Annotated in this window: 14 protein-coding genes; 1 reads left to right on the plus strand and 13 read right to left on the minus strand. The window is 75.3% G+C overall.

All coding sequences use genetic code 11. The features are described from left to right. Positions 1-258: 258 nt before the first annotated feature. The 13 genes from BLR33_RS10290 to sbnA form a co-directional block, all read right to left on the minus strand. Positions 259-3306 carry an alpha-mannosidase gene (locus BLR33_RS10290; protein WP_093784027.1) on the minus strand — a complete coding sequence of 1016 codons (3048 nt, stop codon included), beginning with the start codon at positions 3304-3306 and terminating at the stop codon, positions 259-261. A gap of 179 nt (positions 3307-3485) precedes the next feature. After that, positions 3486-4649 (minus strand): MupA/Atu3671 family FMN-dependent luciferase-like monooxygenase, encoded by a 1164-nt coding sequence (locus tag BLR33_RS10295; protein ID WP_176930216.1) that lies wholly within the window; start codon positions 4647-4649, stop codon positions 3486-3488. Positions 4650-4671: 22 nt separating this feature from the next. Beyond that, positions 4672-5028 carry a holo-ACP synthase gene (gene acpS, locus BLR33_RS10300; protein ID WP_265737026.1) on the minus strand — a complete coding sequence of 119 codons (357 nt, stop codon included), beginning with the start codon at positions 5026-5028 and terminating at the stop codon, positions 4672-4674. Between the two features lie 8 nt (positions 5029-5036). Beyond that, positions 5037-6200 (minus strand): acyl-CoA dehydrogenase family protein, encoded by a 1164-nt coding sequence (locus BLR33_RS10305; protein ID WP_245771323.1) that lies wholly within the window; start codon positions 6198-6200, stop codon positions 5037-5039. Further along, positions 6197-6847 carry an acyl-CoA dehydrogenase family protein gene (locus BLR33_RS10310; protein WP_093784029.1) on the minus strand — a complete coding sequence of 217 codons (651 nt, stop codon included), beginning with the start codon at positions 6845-6847 and terminating at the stop codon, positions 6197-6199. The genes BLR33_RS10305 and BLR33_RS10310 overlap by 4 nt, the downstream gene beginning before the upstream one ends. Beyond that, positions 6844-7707: a hypothetical protein gene (locus tag BLR33_RS10315; RefSeq protein ID WP_093784030.1), complete on the minus strand. Its 864-nt coding sequence runs from the start codon at positions 7705-7707 to the stop codon at positions 6844-6846. The genes BLR33_RS10310 and BLR33_RS10315 overlap by 4 nt, the downstream gene beginning before the upstream one ends. Before the next feature lie 3 nt (positions 7708-7710). Continuing rightward, complete coding sequence (locus BLR33_RS10320; protein WP_093784031.1) at positions 7711-7983, minus strand: acyl carrier protein; 273 nt, start codon at positions 7981-7983, stop codon at positions 7711-7713. Between the two features lie 130 nt (positions 7984-8113). Continuing rightward, positions 8114-9433, minus strand: a complete 1320-nt coding sequence (locus tag BLR33_RS10325) for an alanine racemase (protein ID WP_093784032.1) — start codon at positions 9431-9433, stop codon at positions 8114-8116. Then, the gene (locus tag BLR33_RS10330) at positions 9430-10815 is read right to left on the minus strand and encodes a preATP grasp domain-containing protein (protein ID WP_093784033.1); all 1386 of its coding nucleotides are present in this window, start codon (positions 10813-10815) and stop codon (positions 9430-9432) included. The genes BLR33_RS10325 and BLR33_RS10330 overlap by 4 nt, the downstream gene beginning before the upstream one ends. Position 10816: 1 nt before the next feature. Further along, positions 10817-11758 carry a 3-oxoacyl-[acyl-carrier-protein] synthase III C-terminal domain-containing protein gene (locus BLR33_RS10335; protein WP_093784034.1) on the minus strand — a complete coding sequence of 314 codons (942 nt, stop codon included), beginning with the start codon at positions 11756-11758 and terminating at the stop codon, positions 10817-10819. After that, on the minus strand, positions 11742-12680 hold the full coding sequence (locus tag BLR33_RS10340; protein WP_093784035.1) for an ornithine carbamoyltransferase: 939 nt from the start codon (positions 12678-12680) through the stop codon (positions 11742-11744). Before BLR33_RS10340 ends, BLR33_RS10335 begins: the two co-directional genes overlap by 17 nt. A gap of 37 nt (positions 12681-12717) precedes the next feature. Continuing rightward, positions 12718-13722 (minus strand): 2,3-diaminopropionate biosynthesis protein SbnB, encoded by a 1005-nt coding sequence (sbnB, locus tag BLR33_RS10345; protein WP_093784036.1) that lies wholly within the window; start codon positions 13720-13722, stop codon positions 12718-12720. A gap of 4 nt (positions 13723-13726) precedes the next feature. Next, the gene (gene sbnA, locus BLR33_RS10350) at positions 13727-14698 is read right to left on the minus strand and encodes a 2,3-diaminopropionate biosynthesis protein SbnA (RefSeq protein ID WP_093784293.1); all 972 of its coding nucleotides are present in this window, start codon (positions 14696-14698) and stop codon (positions 13727-13729) included. Positions 14699-14891: 193 nt separating this feature from the next. Here sbnA and BLR33_RS10355 point away from each other — a divergent pair, with 193 nt between their 5' ends. Continuing rightward, on the plus strand, positions 14892-16253 hold the full coding sequence (locus BLR33_RS10355) for a condensation domain-containing protein (RefSeq protein ID WP_093784037.1): 1362 nt from the start codon (positions 14892-14894) through the stop codon (positions 16251-16253). Positions 16254-16323: the final 70 nt, after the last annotated feature.

Below are 16323 nucleotides of genomic sequence, written 5' to 3' on the forward strand. Positions count from 1 at the left end.
GCGGCAGCAGGGCGCGGGCGAGCGGACAGCGGGACCCGGGCCGGAGCGTGCGCGCCGCGGCGCCCGGGGCAGGGCACCTCGGCCACGGGCCCCAGCAGGTGCGCGCGGGCGTCACCGGTCACGGACGCACCCGGCGGCGGTGCCGGCCGGGCGCCGCCATGGCCGGGGACGCCGCACAGGGGCGGGCCGGGCCGGCCGACGGCGCCCCCGCGACCGCTCTCGCGCGTACCGGTCGCCGCCGACGGCCTCGGCTCGCGCTCAGCCGGCCCCCCGGACCAGCCGGATCGTCGCCAGCTCGAAGGGGCGCAGGGACAGTGCGATCGCGTCGCCGGGGTGCGCGAGCGGCTCACGCGGCTCAAGGGGCCGTTCCAGCAGGTCGCAGCGTTCCGCCCGCGCCACGGGGAAGCCCGCGGTGAGGCGGGTCCGCGTGCGGGCGCCGCGGGACTCGTAGAGCCGCACCACGACGTCGCCGCTCGCGTCGTCGGCGAGCTTGACCGCGCTGACCGCCACCGCCTCGTCGTCCACCGCGACCAGCGGGGCGACGGTCGCGGTGCCGGGGACGCGCCGCTCGGGCAGGTTGATCCGGTGGCCCTCGCGCACCGCGTCGCCGATCCCGGAGCCGACGAGCAGGGCGTGCCGGAAGCGGTGGACGCCCTGGTCGGTCGCCGGGTCGGGGAAGCGGGGCGCGCGTAGCAGGGAGGCGCGCAGCGTCGTGGTGGTGCCGGGCGCCGGGCCGCCGGCGCGCACGGTCCTGGTGACGTCGTGGCCGTAGGTGGAGGCGGTGGTCAGCGAGACGCCCCAGCCGGGCTCCTCGATGTGGACGAAGCGGTGGTTGCAGCTCTCGAAGCGGGCCGCCTCCCAGCTGGTGTTGGTGTGGGTGGGGCGGAACAGGTGGCCGAACTGCGTCTCGGCGGCGTAGCGGTCGGTGTGCAGGTCGAGCGGGAAGGCGAGCTTGAGGAACTTCTCCGTCTCGTGCCAGTCCACCTCGGTCGCGATGTCCAGCTGCCGGGCGCCCGCCCGCAGGGTGAAGGTCTGCACGGCCGTGGAGGAGCCGAAGGAGCGGGCGACACGCACGGCGACGGCGTCCGGGCCGTCCGCGGCGACGGCGACCTCGTCGGCGCCGTCGAGGTCGGTGACCGTGTTGCGGTAGAAGGCGTCCACGTCCCAGGCGTCCCACATCACGGGGAAGTCCGGGTGGAACTGGAGCAGGCCGGCGACGGCGCCGGGGGCGACGGCGTCGCGCCCCGAGGCGGTCTCGACGGCCGAGACGACCAGGCCGCGGGCGTCGAGGGTGACGCGCAGCAGGCCGTTGTCCAGGACGTGGCCGCCGCCGGGCGCCGAGGTGAGCGTGCAGCCGTCCTGCGGCGGCCCGGCGGGGGCGGCGCCGAGGGCCGGGACGCCGCCGCGGGCGTGGGGCGCGGCGTTGAACACGGTCTCGCCGCCTGCCGCCGGATCGCCGGCGAGCGCCTCCTGCGCGGCGGCGACCAGGCCGGTCAGCTCCCGCGTGACCGCCGCGTGGGTGCGCTCGGCCTCCTGGTGCACCCAGGCGATCGAGGAGCCGGGCAGGATGTCGTGGAACTGGTGCAGCAGCACCGTCTTCCACAGCCGGTCCAGCTGCTCGTACGGGTAGGCGGCGCCGGTGCGCACGGCGGCGGTGGCGGACCACAGCTCGGCCTCGTAGAGCAGGTGCTCGTTGCGGCGGTTGCCCTGCTTGGTGCGGGCCTGGCTGGTCAGGGTGCCGCGGTGCAGCTCCAGGTACAGCTCGCCCGCCCACACGGGCGCGTCCGGGTACTCGGCCTCGGCGCGGGCGAAGAAGTCGGCCGGCTTCTCCCAGACCACGGCCGCCGAGCCCTCCAGGCTGCGCAGCCGTGCCGCCTTGGCGACCATCTCGCGGGTGGTGCCGCCCCCGCCGTCGCCGTACCCGGTGGGGGCCAGCGAGTGGCGGGCGCGGCCCATCTCCTTGAAGTTCCGGGCGGCGTGGGCGATCTCGTGGCCGGTCATCGCGTTGTTGTAGGTGTCGATCGGCGGGAAGTGGGTGAAGACGCGCGAGCCGTCGATGCCCTCCCAGAAGAACGTGTGGTGCGGGAAGGCGTTGGTGCGGCTCCAGGAGATCTTCTGGGTGAGCAGCCACTTCGCGCCGGCCGCGCGGATGATCTGCGGCAGCCCGGCGGCGAAGCCGAAGGTGTCCGGCAGCCACACCTCCTCGTTCTCGACGCCGAACTCCGCCAGGAAGAACCGCTTGCCGTGCACGAACTGCCGCGCCATCGCCTCCGAGCCGGGCATGTTGGTGTCGGACTCCACCCACATGCCGCCCGCGGGCACGAACCGCCCCTCGGCGACGGCGGCCTTGACCCGGGCGTAGACGTCCGGGCGGTGCTCCTTGATCCAGGCGTACTGCTGGGCCTGCGACATCGCGTAGACGAAGTCGGGCTCCTGCGCCAGCAGCGCGGTCATGTTCGCGGTGGTGCGGGCGACCTTGCGGACGGTCTCGCGCAGCGGCCACAGCCACGCGGAGTCGATGTGGGCGTGGCCGACCGCGCTGATCCGGTGCGCGGAGGGCGCGGCCGGGGCGGCCAGCACCCCGGTCAGGCAGGCGCGGGCGCGGGCGGCGGTGCCGCCGACGTCCGCCAGGTCCAGGGCGTCCAGCGCGGCCGACACCGCGTGCAGCACCTCCCACCGGCGGGCCTGGTCGGCGGGCAGCTCGGCGGCCAGTTCGCCCAGGACCTCCAGGTCCTGCACCAGCTCCCACACCTCCTGGTCGAAGACGGCCAGCTCCATGCGGCCCAGCCGGTACTGCGGCTCGCCGCCCGCGGTCGCCGGGTCGCCCAGCGCGGTGGGCAGGAAGGGGTGCGGCTGGAGGATCACCGGGTTCGAGGCCGCCTCGACGTGGAGCAGCACCTGCTCGCCGCCCGCGACCGGAGCGCCGATACGGACCCAGGAGCTGCGCGGGTGCAGGCCCTTGACGGGTGCGCCGTCGCGGTCGTGAACGAGCCCTTCGCACTGGAAGCCGGTCATGCGCTCGTCGAAGCCGAGGTCGAGCAGGGCCTCGACGGTGCGTCCGGCCCACTCCCGCGGCACCGTGCCCGCCACGGTGAACCAGCTGGTACCCCAGGGCGCGCCCCACGCGTCGCCGGTCGCGATCGGCGTGCGCGGGGCGGCGAGCCCTTCGGCCACGGGCACCGGCTCGCCCGGCGCGGTCCACACCGACACCTCCAGCGGCACCGTGTCCGGGTGGATCGCGGGGCGGATGCGCTCGTCGAGGACGCGCCGCAGGCGGCCCTCGGTCAGTGTGCGGTCGTCGTGCATGGCCGGGCTCCTGGCGAGGGCGGTGGTGCGTTTCGGTGGCGTGCGGTGCGGGGTCGTACGGGCGGGCGGTCCCGCCTGGTTGACGGGCCACCGCGGGCGAGCCACCGTACCGGGGCCGCTCGGGGTGTCCCGCCACTGCCGGGGGCGCCGCGGCCGTCCCAGAGATACCACGTGCCGCGCTACGCCGTGGCGCATGCCTCGCGCAGGGCGGCCAGGTGGTGCAGAGAGTCCAGGACCTCCTCCGGCGGGACACCGAAGTCGATGAGGCAGGCGATCTCGTCCACGCCCATGGCCGCCAGGCGCGCGACGACGGGGACGGCGTCGGCCACCGTGCCGAACAGGCCCGCGCGGGTGAAGAGGCGGTCGAACTGGCGGGCCACCATGAAGTCCCGGTCGTCGGCGGACATCCGGTCCAGCGAGAAGCCGTCGGCGCTGGGGGCCGCCGCGATCAACTCCATGGAGCTGCGCAGGTATCCGGTGAGGGGGCCCTCGGCCAGGGCGCGGACGCGGGCCCGGTCGGCGCCGAGCAGGGTGTGCAGCATGACGACGACATGGCCGCGGGCCCGCGGGCCGTGCTCGGCGGCCAGCGCCTCGCGGTAGCCGGCGATGTTGCGCTCCAACGCGTCGTCGGCCTGGCCGAGTCGGTGGGTGAGGACGCCCGCGCCGAGCCGGCCCGCGACGCGGAAGCTCTGCGGGGAGCCGGCCGCGGTGATCCACAGCGGCAACTCCCGCTGCACCGGCCGCGGATACAGCCGCACCCCGCGCCGCTCCCCCTCGGCGCCCTCGAACTCGACCTCCTCGCCGCGCCACAGCCGCTGCACGGCGGTCGCGGTCTCCACCATGATGTCCCTGCGGTCCTTGAAGTTCTCCGGGCGCAGCACGAAGTCGCGGGCGTGCCAGCCGGAGGCGACGGAGATGCCGGCGCGGCCCCCCGAGAGGTTGTCCACGACCGCCCACTCCTCCGCGATGCGGATCGGGTGGTGCAGGGGCGCGACGACACTGCCCGCCCGGATGCCGATCCGCTCGGTGACGGCGGCCAGGGCGGCTCCGGTGAGCGCGGGGTTGGGGTACTGCCCGCCGAAGCGGTGGAAGTGCCGCTCGGGCGTCCACACGGCGGTGAAGCCGTGGGCGTCGGCGAAGCGGGCGCTGTCCAGCAGCAGCCGGTAGCGGTCCCGGCCCGCGGGCTCCTCCTGCGGAACGACGGCGGGGGCGGCAGGGGCGGAGCCCGAAGCGCCGGAGCCTCCCGCGTCCACGGCGGCACCGGCGGCCACGGCACCCTCGGCGCCCCCGCCCGCGCCCGCGCCCTGCGAGCTGTCGGCGAAGAAGAACAAGCTCAGGTCCATCGTCCATCCCCCTGGGAAAGTCTCACGTTGCCACGGCCACGCAGACCACCAGACCGGCCTGGTGGCTCAACGACAGGTCAAACCGGGCGACCCCGGCCCGCTCGGCGACGGCCCGCGCGCCGCCGCTCAGGCGGACCCGGGGGGCGCCCCGCTCGTCGGCCAGCACCTCGATGTCCCGCCACACCAGGCCCTGGCCGAGGCCGCTGCCGAGCGCCTTGGCCACGGCCTCCTTCGCGCAGAACCGCCCGGCCAGGTACTCCTGGCGCCGCTGCGGGCCGAGCCCTTCGGCGCGGGCGAGTTCGGCCGCGCAGAACACGATCCGTCGCCCGGCCGGGTGGGCGGCGATGCGCGCGACACGGGCGATCTCCATCAGGTCCACACCGACTCTCACCCCCGGCCGCCCGCCCGCACCCGCTCGCGTGCCACGTGCAGCCGCTGGATGTCGCTGGTGCCCTCCATGAACTCGAAGGCGGCCACGTCCCGGCACCACTTCTCCAGCAGCGGGTGGTCCACGAGGGCGGCCGGGCCCAGCGCGCGCACGGCGAAGCGGGACGCCTCGCGGGCGGCGGCCACGGCGGACAGCTTCGCCGCGCTCGACAGCAGCGAGGCGTCACGCCCCGCGTCCAGGGCGGCGCCCGCCTCGTGGACGAGCCGCAGGCAGCCGGCCAGGCGGCTGTCCAGCGCGGCGAGGCCGGGGGCGCCGGGGCGCTCGGCGCGCACCAGGTCCAGGCAGGCCAGGCCGGTGCCGGCGGCGAGCGCGGCGACCTGGGGGCGGACGGTGGTGAACACCCGTACCGCGCCCCACAGTCCGCGCCGGGTGGCGGGCAGGTGGCGGGCGAGCAGGTGCTCCTCGGGGACGGGCACGCCGGCGAGGCGGATCTCGCCGAGCGCGGCGCCGCGCAGCCCCGCGGTGTCCAGCGCGGTGGTGGAGAAGCCGGGCGCGCTCGCCTCGACGAGGGCGGCGCGGATGCCGAGCGGCCCGGGTCCGGTGCGGGCGAAGACGACGCCGATGCCGCCGCGGGCCCCGTTGCCGATGTACTTCTTGGTGCCCGTCAGCAGCCGCTGCCCGCCGGGCCCCGGCCCCAGCGCGGTCTGCATGGCGGCCGCGTCGCTGCCGCGGCCGGGCTCGGTGACGGCGAAGAACGCCCAGGCGGCGCCGTCTGCCTGGCGGCGGTGGAAGTGGGCGCGTTGCTCCTCGTCGCCGAGGTGGTCCAGCAGGATGCCGGCCAGGCTCGGGCCGGGCGCGGCCATCACCATCCCGGCGTCGCCGCGGGCGAGTTCGGTCATCCACACCAGCGTCTGCAGGCTGGAGCCCGCGGTGTAGGTGAAGGGGCCGATCCGCAGCGGCCGGCCGCCGTAGCGCTCGGGGACGGTGAGGCGGCGGACCAGGTCGAAGCCCTCGACGCCGAGGTGGGGCGCCATGTCGTGGGGGTCGGCGTCCAACGCGAGGGCGTGGGCGCGCAGTTCGGGTGCGGTCTCGGCGGCGGCGCCGCGCAGGGCGGCGAGGCGCCCGTCCAGCTCCGGCAGGGCGTCGGTCAGGGTGTCGGTCACGGTGTGCGGGCTCCTTCCCGGGCCGGCGGCCGGGCGAGCCAGAGGTCGGCGGTGAGGGCGGACAGGTGGAGGCCGCGGGCCGGGTGGTCGGTGAGGTAGCCCTCGGCGCCGAAGAGCCGGGCGGTCTTCCAGCCGGCCTCGGTGAGCCGCTCGTGCCACGCCCAGGCGGCCTCGGGGGTGGTGTGGGCCCAGCGGGCGGCGGCGGTGGCGGTCTCGATCTCGGCGGTGACGTCGGCGAGCGCGGCCCGCACGAGCTGCTGGTCGAGCAGCGGGACACCGCCGAACCGGCGCTGCGCCAGCCGTTCGACGGCCGCGTCCAGCAGCCGGGCGAGGACACCGATCCGCACGGCGGCCAGGCGTGCCGCGTACGGCCCCGGCAGGCCGCCGCCGGCCCGGGTGGCGGCCGACGCCCCGACGCCCGGGGACGGATGGCTGCCGGGGCGCGGGAAGCGGACCACGGCCAGGCTCTCCAGCGCGGCGAAGGGGTGCGGCACCACCCGGTGGGAGGGGCGCACCAGGCGGGCGGGCAGGACGGCGGCGCTTCCCGGCGCGGTGTCCGCCGGGTCGATGCCCTCCAGCACGGCGGTGAGCCCGGCTGCGAGGCCCTGCTCGCGGCCGAGGTCCCGGTAGCGCTCCAGGGCGGTCATCGCGCGGCCGCCGGAGCGAGCAGCGCGGTGAAGAGGCGGCCCGCGTGGGGGTCGAAGTCGGCGACGAGCGTCGGGCGTTCGGCGTCCCAGGCGTCGGCGAGCGGCGACCAGGCGCTGGTGCACAGGGCGTTGGCCGGCCCCCGCACCACCTCGGCGCTCTCCCGCGGGTCGAGGCGTTCGGCGAGCATACGGCCGGCGACGATCCGGGTGTCCGGATACCTGCGGGTCAGGGAGCGCAGCGCGGCCCGCGGGTCGGCCTGCTGCTCGTCCACGGCGAGGAGTTCCATGGCGGGCCCGCCGTCGTCGTGGAGCAGTACGGCGGCGTCGCTGCCGGGGCCGGTGCGCACGTCGGGGTCGGCGTAGGGGACGGTGGTCTGGTCGAGAACGAGGACGGCGCCGGCGGCGGAGTGGCCGGCCGCGCGCATGCGGTCCAGCAGGCGCAGCGCGGTGAAGGGGGCGCCGACGCCCTGGCCGGCCAGCGAGAGCACCTCGGGGGTGCCGGGCAGGCGGTCGGCGAGGTAGCAGCCGGCGACCTCCACGACGTCGCGGTCCGGCAGGTGGTAGGCGAGCACGACGGTGTCGAGCGGGGGCGGCGGGTGGGGCAGGCCGTCCAGGAGGGCGCCGGCCAGGTCGATGAAGCCGGGCCCGCCGCCGCGGGCGTACCGGTCGTGGTCGGGGCGTTCGCCGAAGGCGGCCAGGAAGTCGGTGAAAAAGCGCAGTTCGGTGCCGTCGAGCGGGGCGGGCTCGCGGCGGGCCGGCACGAGGGCGACCGGGCGGCCGAGCCGCAGCGGGCCGGGGCGGGAGCGGGCCGGGGCCGCCGCGGTGGCGGCCCCGGAGCCCAAGGGGGTGGCGGGGGCCATCGGTCAGCGCGCCGGCTCGTGGCCGGGCCGGCAGGCGTCGAGGTAGCCGGTGAGGGCGCCCACCGTCTCGAACGCCTCCGGGGTCAGCTCGTCGGGGTCGATCACGAGCCCGAGTCGGTCCTCCAGCGCCATCAGCAGCTCGATGACACTGGTGGAGTCCAGCCCGAGGTCGCCGAAGAGGCGGGTGGTGGGCGTGAGGTCGGGCAGGTCCTTGTTGAGGACCTCCGCGAGCGCGTCCTGGAGCGCGCCGGTGGTGGCGCCGTCGGTGCCGGTCATCGTCTCGTTGCTCCTCGTGGAATGGCGGGCAGTGCCAGGTGGGTGCGGGGTCGGGTGCGGCCGCCGGGTGCTCACGGCAGGGGCTCTTGGCGGGTGGTCATGGCCGTGCTCACGGCAGCAGCCGCCGGGTTCACTCCAGCGGTTCGTCGCGGCCCAGGTCCGGGTGGGTGGACTGGCGGCCGAGCACGTCCTCGACCGTGTCGCGGCGGCGCACCAGGTAGGCCCGGCCGTGCCGCAGCACGACCTCGGCGGGGTGGCCGTGGCTGAGGAAGTACACCGGTGAGGCCGAGGGGCCGTAGGCGCCCGAGCGCAGCACGCCGACGAGGTCGCCGGGGCGCAGCGCGGGCAGGAGGGCGTTCTTGGCGATGGTGTCGTTGGGCGTGCAGAGCGGCCCGGCGATGTTCCAGGGGCCGGGCTCCTCGCCGGGTTCGGGGGCGCGCGAGAGCAGGGCGAGCGGGAAGTTGCGCTTGACGAAGGAGCCGATGCCGACGGCGGCCATGTGGTGGTGGGTGCCGCCGTCGGCGACCGCGAACTGCTCCCCCATGGACTGCTTGGTGTAGCGGACCCGCATCAGGTAGGTGCCGCCGAGTGCCGTCAGATGGCGGCCGGACTCCATGAGCAGGCGGGTGCCGGGGTGGGCGGCGGCGAAGCGGTCGAGCAGCGGGTTGAGGTCCTTGGCGAGGGCGGCGATGTCCAGGTCGTGCTCGTTGTCGAAGTAGGCCGCGCCCAGGCCGCCGCCGATGTCCACCGCGTCCAGGCGGATGCCGGTGGCCTCGGCGACGCGTTCGGCGAGGTCGAGGATGTAGGCGGTGTTCTTCACCACGACCTCGGCGTCCAGGATGCGGGTGCCGAGGTAGACGTGGACGCCGGCGACGTCGGCGTGCCGCAGCCCGGCGAGTTCGGGGCCCGCGGCCAGCACGGCGGCCTCGTCGATGCCGAACTGGCGGGGCTTGCCGCCCATCGTCAGCCGCGAACCGGCGATGGACAGCGCCGGGTTGACCCGCAGCAGCACCCGCTGGCGCACCCCGCGGGCGGCCGCGGCCGCCTCGATGGCGCGCAGTTCGGCGAAGGACTCGCAGACCACCGCGTAGATCCCGGCGGCCACGCAGGCGTCGATCTCCTCGCCGCTCTTGCCAGGGCCGAGGAAGACGATGTCGGCGGGGTCGGTGCCGGCGTCCAGGACCAGCCGCAGTTCGGCGAGCGAGGAGACCTCGGCGCGGGCGCCGGCGGCGTGCAGCACCTGGTAGACCCCGCGGTTGGGGTTGGCCTTCAGGGAGTAGAAGACCTCCAGCGCGGGGTGCAGGGCGGCGCGCAGGGAGCGGAGGTTGGCGGCGAGCCAGTCGCCGTCGTAGACGTAGGTGGGGGTGCCGAAGCGCTCGGCGAGGCCGTTCCAGTCGGGGCCGGCGGACGCGTGGGCGCCGGGGGCTTCGCGGTTCGGGGTTTCGGTCACGGCCGGCCTGCCATTTCCTCGAGTCGGGTCTGCGCTTGCGCCCGGAGAAGGCGGACGTCCCTTTCGTCGGCGCCGGCGCAGATCGCGTAGAGGCGGCCGTAGGACGTGGCGCCGGCGTTGAGGGCGGCGTTCAGGGTGGCGAAGTTGTTGACCAGGACACCGCGCGGGTGCGGGTCCGGGTCGGTGAGCAGCAGGTCGCCGAGGGCCGCGCGGACCTCGGCGAAGGTGTGCGGGCGATGCGGGCGCAGGTCGAAGGTGGTGGCCAGGGCGGTGGTGGTGCCGCCGCCGAGCAGCCGTTCGGCCAGCCGGTTCTGGTAGGTCGCCATGTTGAAGCGGGCGTTGATCTCCAGGCACGGGTAGAGCGTGCCGTCGGCGGCGAGCAGGGCGTCCACCCCGGCCAGGCCCGCGTAGCCCTCGGCGTGCAGTTCCTTGCCGATCACCTCGGCGGCGGCGTGCAGGGCGTCGACCTGGTCGGGGCGCAGCGCCGGGGGGAAGAGGTGGCCGCGGTGGACGCCGTTCTCGGTGAGCGCGGTCTTGACCGTCTCGAAGGCGACCTGCCCGTCGCGGCCCACCAGGAACTGGTAGTTGAGGTCGGCCTCCTTGTCGATCCAGCGCTCCACCACGACCGGCAGCCGCCGGTCGGCGCGCGCCCGCCGCTCCACCATCCGCAGCAGCCGCTCGCCGCGCGTGGGCCCGTCCAGGACCACCATGCCGCGCCCGGAGACGCCCAGCGACTCCTTGACGACGACCTTCGGGCCGTCCTCCACCAGGTGCTCGGCGAGCGCCGCGGCCAGCTCGTCCACCGTGCGGCAGACCGCGCCGGGCACGGCGGTCAGCCCGGCGGCGTCGACCAGTTCGCGGCTGAACACCTTGCCGTTGACGTGCTTGGACGTCTCGGCGCCGGGTCCGGCCAGCGGCAGCCCGGCGGCCTCGGCCAGGCGTTCCTCGTCGGCGGAGGTGCCCAGCGGCATCAGGTAGGTGCGGCCGTCGGCCAGGGCGCGCAGGCGCTCCAGCAGGCGCGGCGAGTCCAGGGCGTCCAGGGTGACCGAGCGCTCGGGCTCGTTGCGGTCCACGGCGAGGTGGGTGCCGGCGGCGGCGCCGAGCCCGGCGAGGTAGGCGGCGTACTCGCCGTCGACGGGCTCCTTGAGGACGACCACGTCGTGCTCGTCGGCGAGCAGCACACCGACCTCCTCGATGCGGCCCACGGTCGCGGCCGAGAAGGACAGGCCGGTGCCGGGCAGCGCGGGCTCCCCGCGGCCCCAGACCCGCTCGACCTCGAAGTTGTTGAGGTAGACGAAGCGGGCGGCCGGGTCGCCGACCAGGGCCTGCTTGAGCCGGGCGGTGAAGCCCGTGGCGGCCGGGGCGTGCTGGGGGGATGTCATCTCACTCCCTTCCGGTGGCGGTCCGTACGGCCGCGGCGGCGAAGGTGCCGCCCTGCCCGGCGGAGACCATCAGCGCGGTCCGGCCGGGTGGCAGCGCCTGCTCGGCGCGGGCCGTGGCGAGGTTCATGAAGGAGTCGGCGCAGAAGCAGTGGCCGGTCCGCGGCACGTTGTCCAGGTAGATCCGCTCCGGCGGCAGCCCGAGCCGGCGGGCGGTGGTGGTCCAGGAGTAGCGGTTGACGTTGTGCGGCAGCACCAGGTCGATCGCGTCCAGGTCGAGCCCCGCGGCCGCCACGGCCTCCAGCATCACCGCGGCCAGCGTCGGGGTGTACTGCTGCCGGTAGCGGTGCTGGAGTTCGGGCGACATGTGCCGGGCCTGGTGGAACTCGCCGAGGGTGCGGTGGGCGACGCTCAGCACGGCGTCCCCCGGGCCTTCGAGGTCGGCGAGGACGGCGGCGGTGGCGTCACCGAGGACGGAGGTGCCGGGGATGTGCTGCATCACCGGCGACAGGGCCTTCTCGCCGATCAGCAGCAGCGCCTGGCTGCCCGCGGGCTCGCCGGTCAGCAGGCTCTCGGCGGTCTTCAGCGCCGACAGGCCGATCACGCAGCCCTGGTGGGACAGCGAGAAGGCGCTCGCCTCGTGCAGCCCGAGCTTGTCGCGCAGCACGTCCATCCAGCGCAGTGCGGGCGGCGCGAGGTGCTGCACGGTGTGGGCGTGCACGAGGTGGCGGACCTTGGCGCGGTCGGCGCCGGCCAGCGCGTCGTGGCCGAGGGCGAGCAGCATGTCCAGGGTGGACCGACCCTCGGCGGTGACGATCCGGTCCAGGCCGAGGAAGCGGGTCAGCAGCCGGATCTCGGAGTCGGGGACCTCCAGCGCCTGCCCGAGGTCGGCGATCGCGACGCTGTGGGCGGGGATGCGGGGGACGACCCTACGCAGGTACAGCACGGCACCACTCCAGGACGGCCATGGCGCTGTGCAGTTTGTTCTCCGCCTGGTCGAAGGCGAGGCTGGCCGGCCCGTCCAGCACCTCGGCGGCGACCTCCTCGCCGCGGTGGGCGGGCAGGTCGTGCAGGAAGACGGCCTTGGGCCAGGCGTCCATCAGGGCGGGCGTGACCTGGAAGGGGGCGAAGACGGCCCGCCAGTTCGGGTCGGGCTTGCTGGTGCCGGTGGTCTGCCAGCGGGTGGTGTAGACGGCGTCCACCTCGCCGGGCAGCGCGTCCAGGTCGTGGCGTTCGGCGATGTGCGCGCCGTGCTCGGCGGCGGACCGCAGGCTGCGCTCCAGGACGGCGGGGTCCAGGCCGTAGCCGGGCGGGGTGCGCAGCTCCAGGCGGGCGCCGCGGTGGCGGGCCAGGCCCAGGGCGAGGGCCGCGGCGGAGTTGTTGCCCTCGCCGACGTACAGCACGCTCAGGCCCTCGACGGCGCCGAAGTGGACGGTGAGGGTGGTCAGGTCGGCCAGCGCCTGGGTGGGGTGCTCCCGCGCGCTCATCGCGTTGACGACGGACATGCGCTCCTGGGCGGCCCAGGCCCGCATCTCCCCCGGGTCGCCGGCGGTGCGGGCGACCAGGACGTCGAGCATGCGGGACATCACCCGGCCGGTGTCCTCGGTGGTCTCGCCGGTGTTGAGCTGGAGGTCGGCGGGGCCGTAGGCGATCAGGCCCGCGCCCAGCCGCAGGGCGCCGGAGGAGAAGGCGGTGCGGGTGCGGGTGGAGGTCTTGCGGAAGTAGACGCCGACGACGTCGCCGCGCAGCGCGGTGGCGTCGGGTGCGGCGCCGCGCGAGAGCTGCGCGCCGCGGGCGACGATGCCGCGCAGGTCGGTGTCGCCGAGGTCGTCCAGGGAGATCAGGTGCCTGGCTGTGCGCTGCGCCATGGGTGCCGCCTTTCGGTCGCGTCGGGGGTGGCCGCCGTCACCATCGGTCGAGTTCGGCGAAGAAGTCGGGGACGGGCAGCACCAGGCCGCGCTCGCGGCCGATGCCGAAGACCTCCCGGCCGACCGCGAGGTCGAGCACGCCGAGGCCGAACGGGGAGAAGATCCGCGGCTTGTCAGGGCCGGGCGCGACCTCCCCGAGGATCACCTGGGCGAGGGTGCCGTCGATGAAGTCGCGGTGGCCGTACTTCTGCTCGGCCAGGTGCGGGGAGGTGTTCGCCTTCAGGCAGTGCTCCACATCGTCCAGGACGTTGTGGGCGGCGGCGATCAGCTCGGGGGCGATGTCGCGCAGCGAGATGTTCAGCACCGTCTGGCCGGGCGCGAAGGCGCCGGGCCGGGTGATGTACGGGGTGGCGGCGGTGGTGGCCAGGACGACCACGTCGGCGCCGTCCACCGCCTCGGCGAGGCCGGCGGCGGTGCCGGACCGGTAGCCGAGGCCGGCGGCGTGGGCGGCGGAGTTCTTGGCGTACTCCTCCACCGTGTCGTGGACCACGACGTCCCCGATGCTCCATTCGAGGGCGTGGAAGAAGTCCAGGATCGCGCGGGAGATGACGCCGGCGCCGACGACCGCGAGCCGGTCCGCGGTGCGCGAGCCGTGCAGCTGCTCGGCGCCGAGCACGGCCGAGGCGGCGGTGCGGGCGGCGCTGATCTGCGCGGCCTCCAGGCAGGCGAACGGGTAGCCGGTTTCGGGGTCGTTGAGCAGCAGGACGGCCGAGGCGCGCGGGATGTTGCGGGCGATGTTGCCCGGGTAGCTGGCGATCCACTTGATGCCGGCCACGCCGTCCTCGCCGCGCAGCGAGGCGGGCAGCGCGATGATGCGGGCCTCGGGCCGGTCGGGGAAGCGCAGGAAGTAGCTGTCGGGGTTGACCGTGGCGCCGCGGTGGTGGTCCAGGTAGGTCCGGCGGACCTGCTCGGCGATCTGCGGGCGGTGGCCCTCGATGACCGCGCGGACGGCGCGGCCGCCCATCACCTCGAAGGAGAACATCGGGTCAGTTCCTCACCGTGGTCAGCGCGGACAGGGGCGTGTGCGGCTCGACGAGGGCGTCGGGACCGTAGGTACCGGCCACCCAGTCGTCGTCGTAGATGGTGCGCACGTAGCGCTCGCCGAAGTCGGGCGAGATGGCCACCACCCGGGAGCCGGGCGGCAGTTGAGGGGCGCGGCGGAGCACGGCGTGCACCACGGAGCCGGTGGAGCCGCCGGCGAACAGGCCGTAGCGGCGGGCCAGCCAGCGGCAGGTGCGCACGGTGTCGGCCTCCTCGACCAGCTCGACGTCGTCCACCAGGTCGCGACGCAGGATCTCCGGGCGGCGGCTGGTGCCGATGCCGGGGATGTAGCGGGGTGCGGCGCGGGCGTCGAAGGTGACCGAGCCGACGGCGTCCACGGCGATGATGCGGGTGTGCGGCGCGTGCCGGCGGAAGTGGTGGACGCAGCCCATCAGGGTGCCGGTGGTGCCGGTGCCGACGAAGAGGTAGTCGGTGTCGGGCAGGGCGGCGGTGATGGCGGCGGCGGTACGGCGGGCGTGCACCTCCCAGTTCGCCGGGTTGGCGTACTGGTTGAGCCAGACCAGCTCCGGGTCGGCGGCCAGCCGCTCGTGGATGTAGGCGATGCGGCTGCCGAGGTAGCCGCCGTTGGCGTCGGGGCCGCCCACCTCCACCACGTCCGCGCCCAGCGCGCGCATGGCGGCCGCGCTCAGCGCCGAGGTGTTGGGGTCGGTGACGCACAGGAAGCGGTAGCCCTTGGCGGCGGAGATCACCGCCAGGGCGATGCCGAGGCTGCCGGAGGAGGACTCGACCAGGCGGCAGCCCGGCCGCAGCACACCGCGCCGCTCCGCGTCCTCGACCATGCCCAGCGCTGTCTTCAGCTTGATCGACCCGGCGGGGTTGAGACCCTCCATCTTCAGATGGAGGTCGATATTCCGTGCCGCGCCGTCGAGATGCAGGAATACGTCGTCCTGGATCATCTCGTACACGTTTTCATATATCAATGCTCGTCAACCCCGCAGAGGAGAATTCAAGGCGGCCGGTCGTCACGGGCCCAGCGTAGAAGTGGAATCGGCGCGCACGACAGGCAACTGCCCGGCACTTTCCGGCAGGCAGGAAAGTTGCCGACGCGATTCCTTGCCGCGGTGCCGACGTATCTGCCGTACTGGGCACATGACGCGGCGGAATTCCACTCCCGCGGCCGGGGGCACGCTGACACCCGGCCAGGAGGCGCTCTGGCTGGTGCAGCACCTGGACCCGCAGGGCGCCGCCTACAACGTGACGGCCGCCCTGGACCTGCTCTTCACGGTGGACGCCACCGTGCTGGAGCAGGCGGCCGGCGCCGCGGTGACCGGGCACGCCCTGCTCGGTTCGCTGTTCGCGCAAGGCGACGACGGGCGGATCCGCCGCACGCCCGCGCCCACCCCCTTCGCCCTGGAGCGCTACGAACCGGGCCTGGCGGGCGAGGAGTTGCGGGCGTTCGCGCTGCGCCTCTCCCGCCGGCCCTTCCGGCCCGCGCACGAGCGCCCGGTGCGGATCGCCCTGATCCGCCCGCGCACCGGCCCGGATGTGCTGCTGGCCACCGCCCACCACATCGCCGCCGACAACATCTCCCAGCTGCTGCTGTGCCGGGAGATCCTGTCGCGGTACGCGGCGCTGCGCGCGGGCCGCCCGTACACGGCGCGGGACACCGGGGCGGCCTTCGAGGACTTCGCGCAGGTCCAGCGCGCGTACCTGGCCTCGTCGCGGGCCGAGCGGGCGCGCGCCTACTGGGCGCGCGAACTCGGCGGCGTCACCGCGCACTTGCAGCTGCCCACCGACCTGCCGCGCCCCGCGCTGTGGCGGCAGGCGGGCGCCGAGGTCCGCGTCGACCTGCCCGCCGGCCTGGTGGCGGACCTCGACGCGGCGGCCGCCGAGCGCAACGTGACGGCCTTCGCCCTCCTGCTGTCGGTCTTCGCGGTGCTGCTGCACCGGGCGAGCGGGCAGCGGGAGTTCCTGGTCGGCTACCCCGTCTCGCAGCGGCAGGGCGCCCGTTGGCGCGACGCGATGGGCTACTTCGTCAACACCCTGCCGCTGCGGGCCCGGGTGGACCCCGGCGACTCCTTCGAGGCGGTGCTGCGCCGCACCTCGCTGCGCCTGTGGCAGGGCCTGCTGCACCGCGACTACCCGTTCGCGCTGCTGGCCGGGCTCACCGGCCTGCCGCGCGACCCGTCGCGGCCGGGGCCGGTGCAGGTCCTCTTCGTGCTCAACGAGCCCGGCGGCGCCGACCCGATCGCCGGGGCCCTGACCCCCGGCGCGGTGGTGGAGCACGCCGGGCTGCGCGTCGCGGAGTTCGCCCTGCCGCAGCAGCACGGGCAGTTCGAGCTGACACTGCAGCTGACCCGGCACGCCGCCGGTTTCCAGGCGGTGCTGAAGTACCACACGTCCCTGTTCACCGCGGGCGCGGCGGGTGCGCTCGCCGAGGAGTACGTGCGCCTGCTGCGGGCGGCGGTGGCCGGCACCCTCGTGCCCGCTGCCTCCCCCGCGCCCGCCTGACCGCAGGCAGGTCCCGCACGGGCCGCGCCGGTCGGGAACCGCGCGGCCCGGACCCGTAGAAAGCGAGAGC

Origin of the sequence: Actinacidiphila guanduensis (assembly GCF_900103985.1) — a bacterium.
Taxonomy (GTDB): domain Bacteria; phylum Actinomycetota; class Actinomycetes; order Streptomycetales; family Streptomycetaceae; genus Actinacidiphila; species Actinacidiphila guanduensis.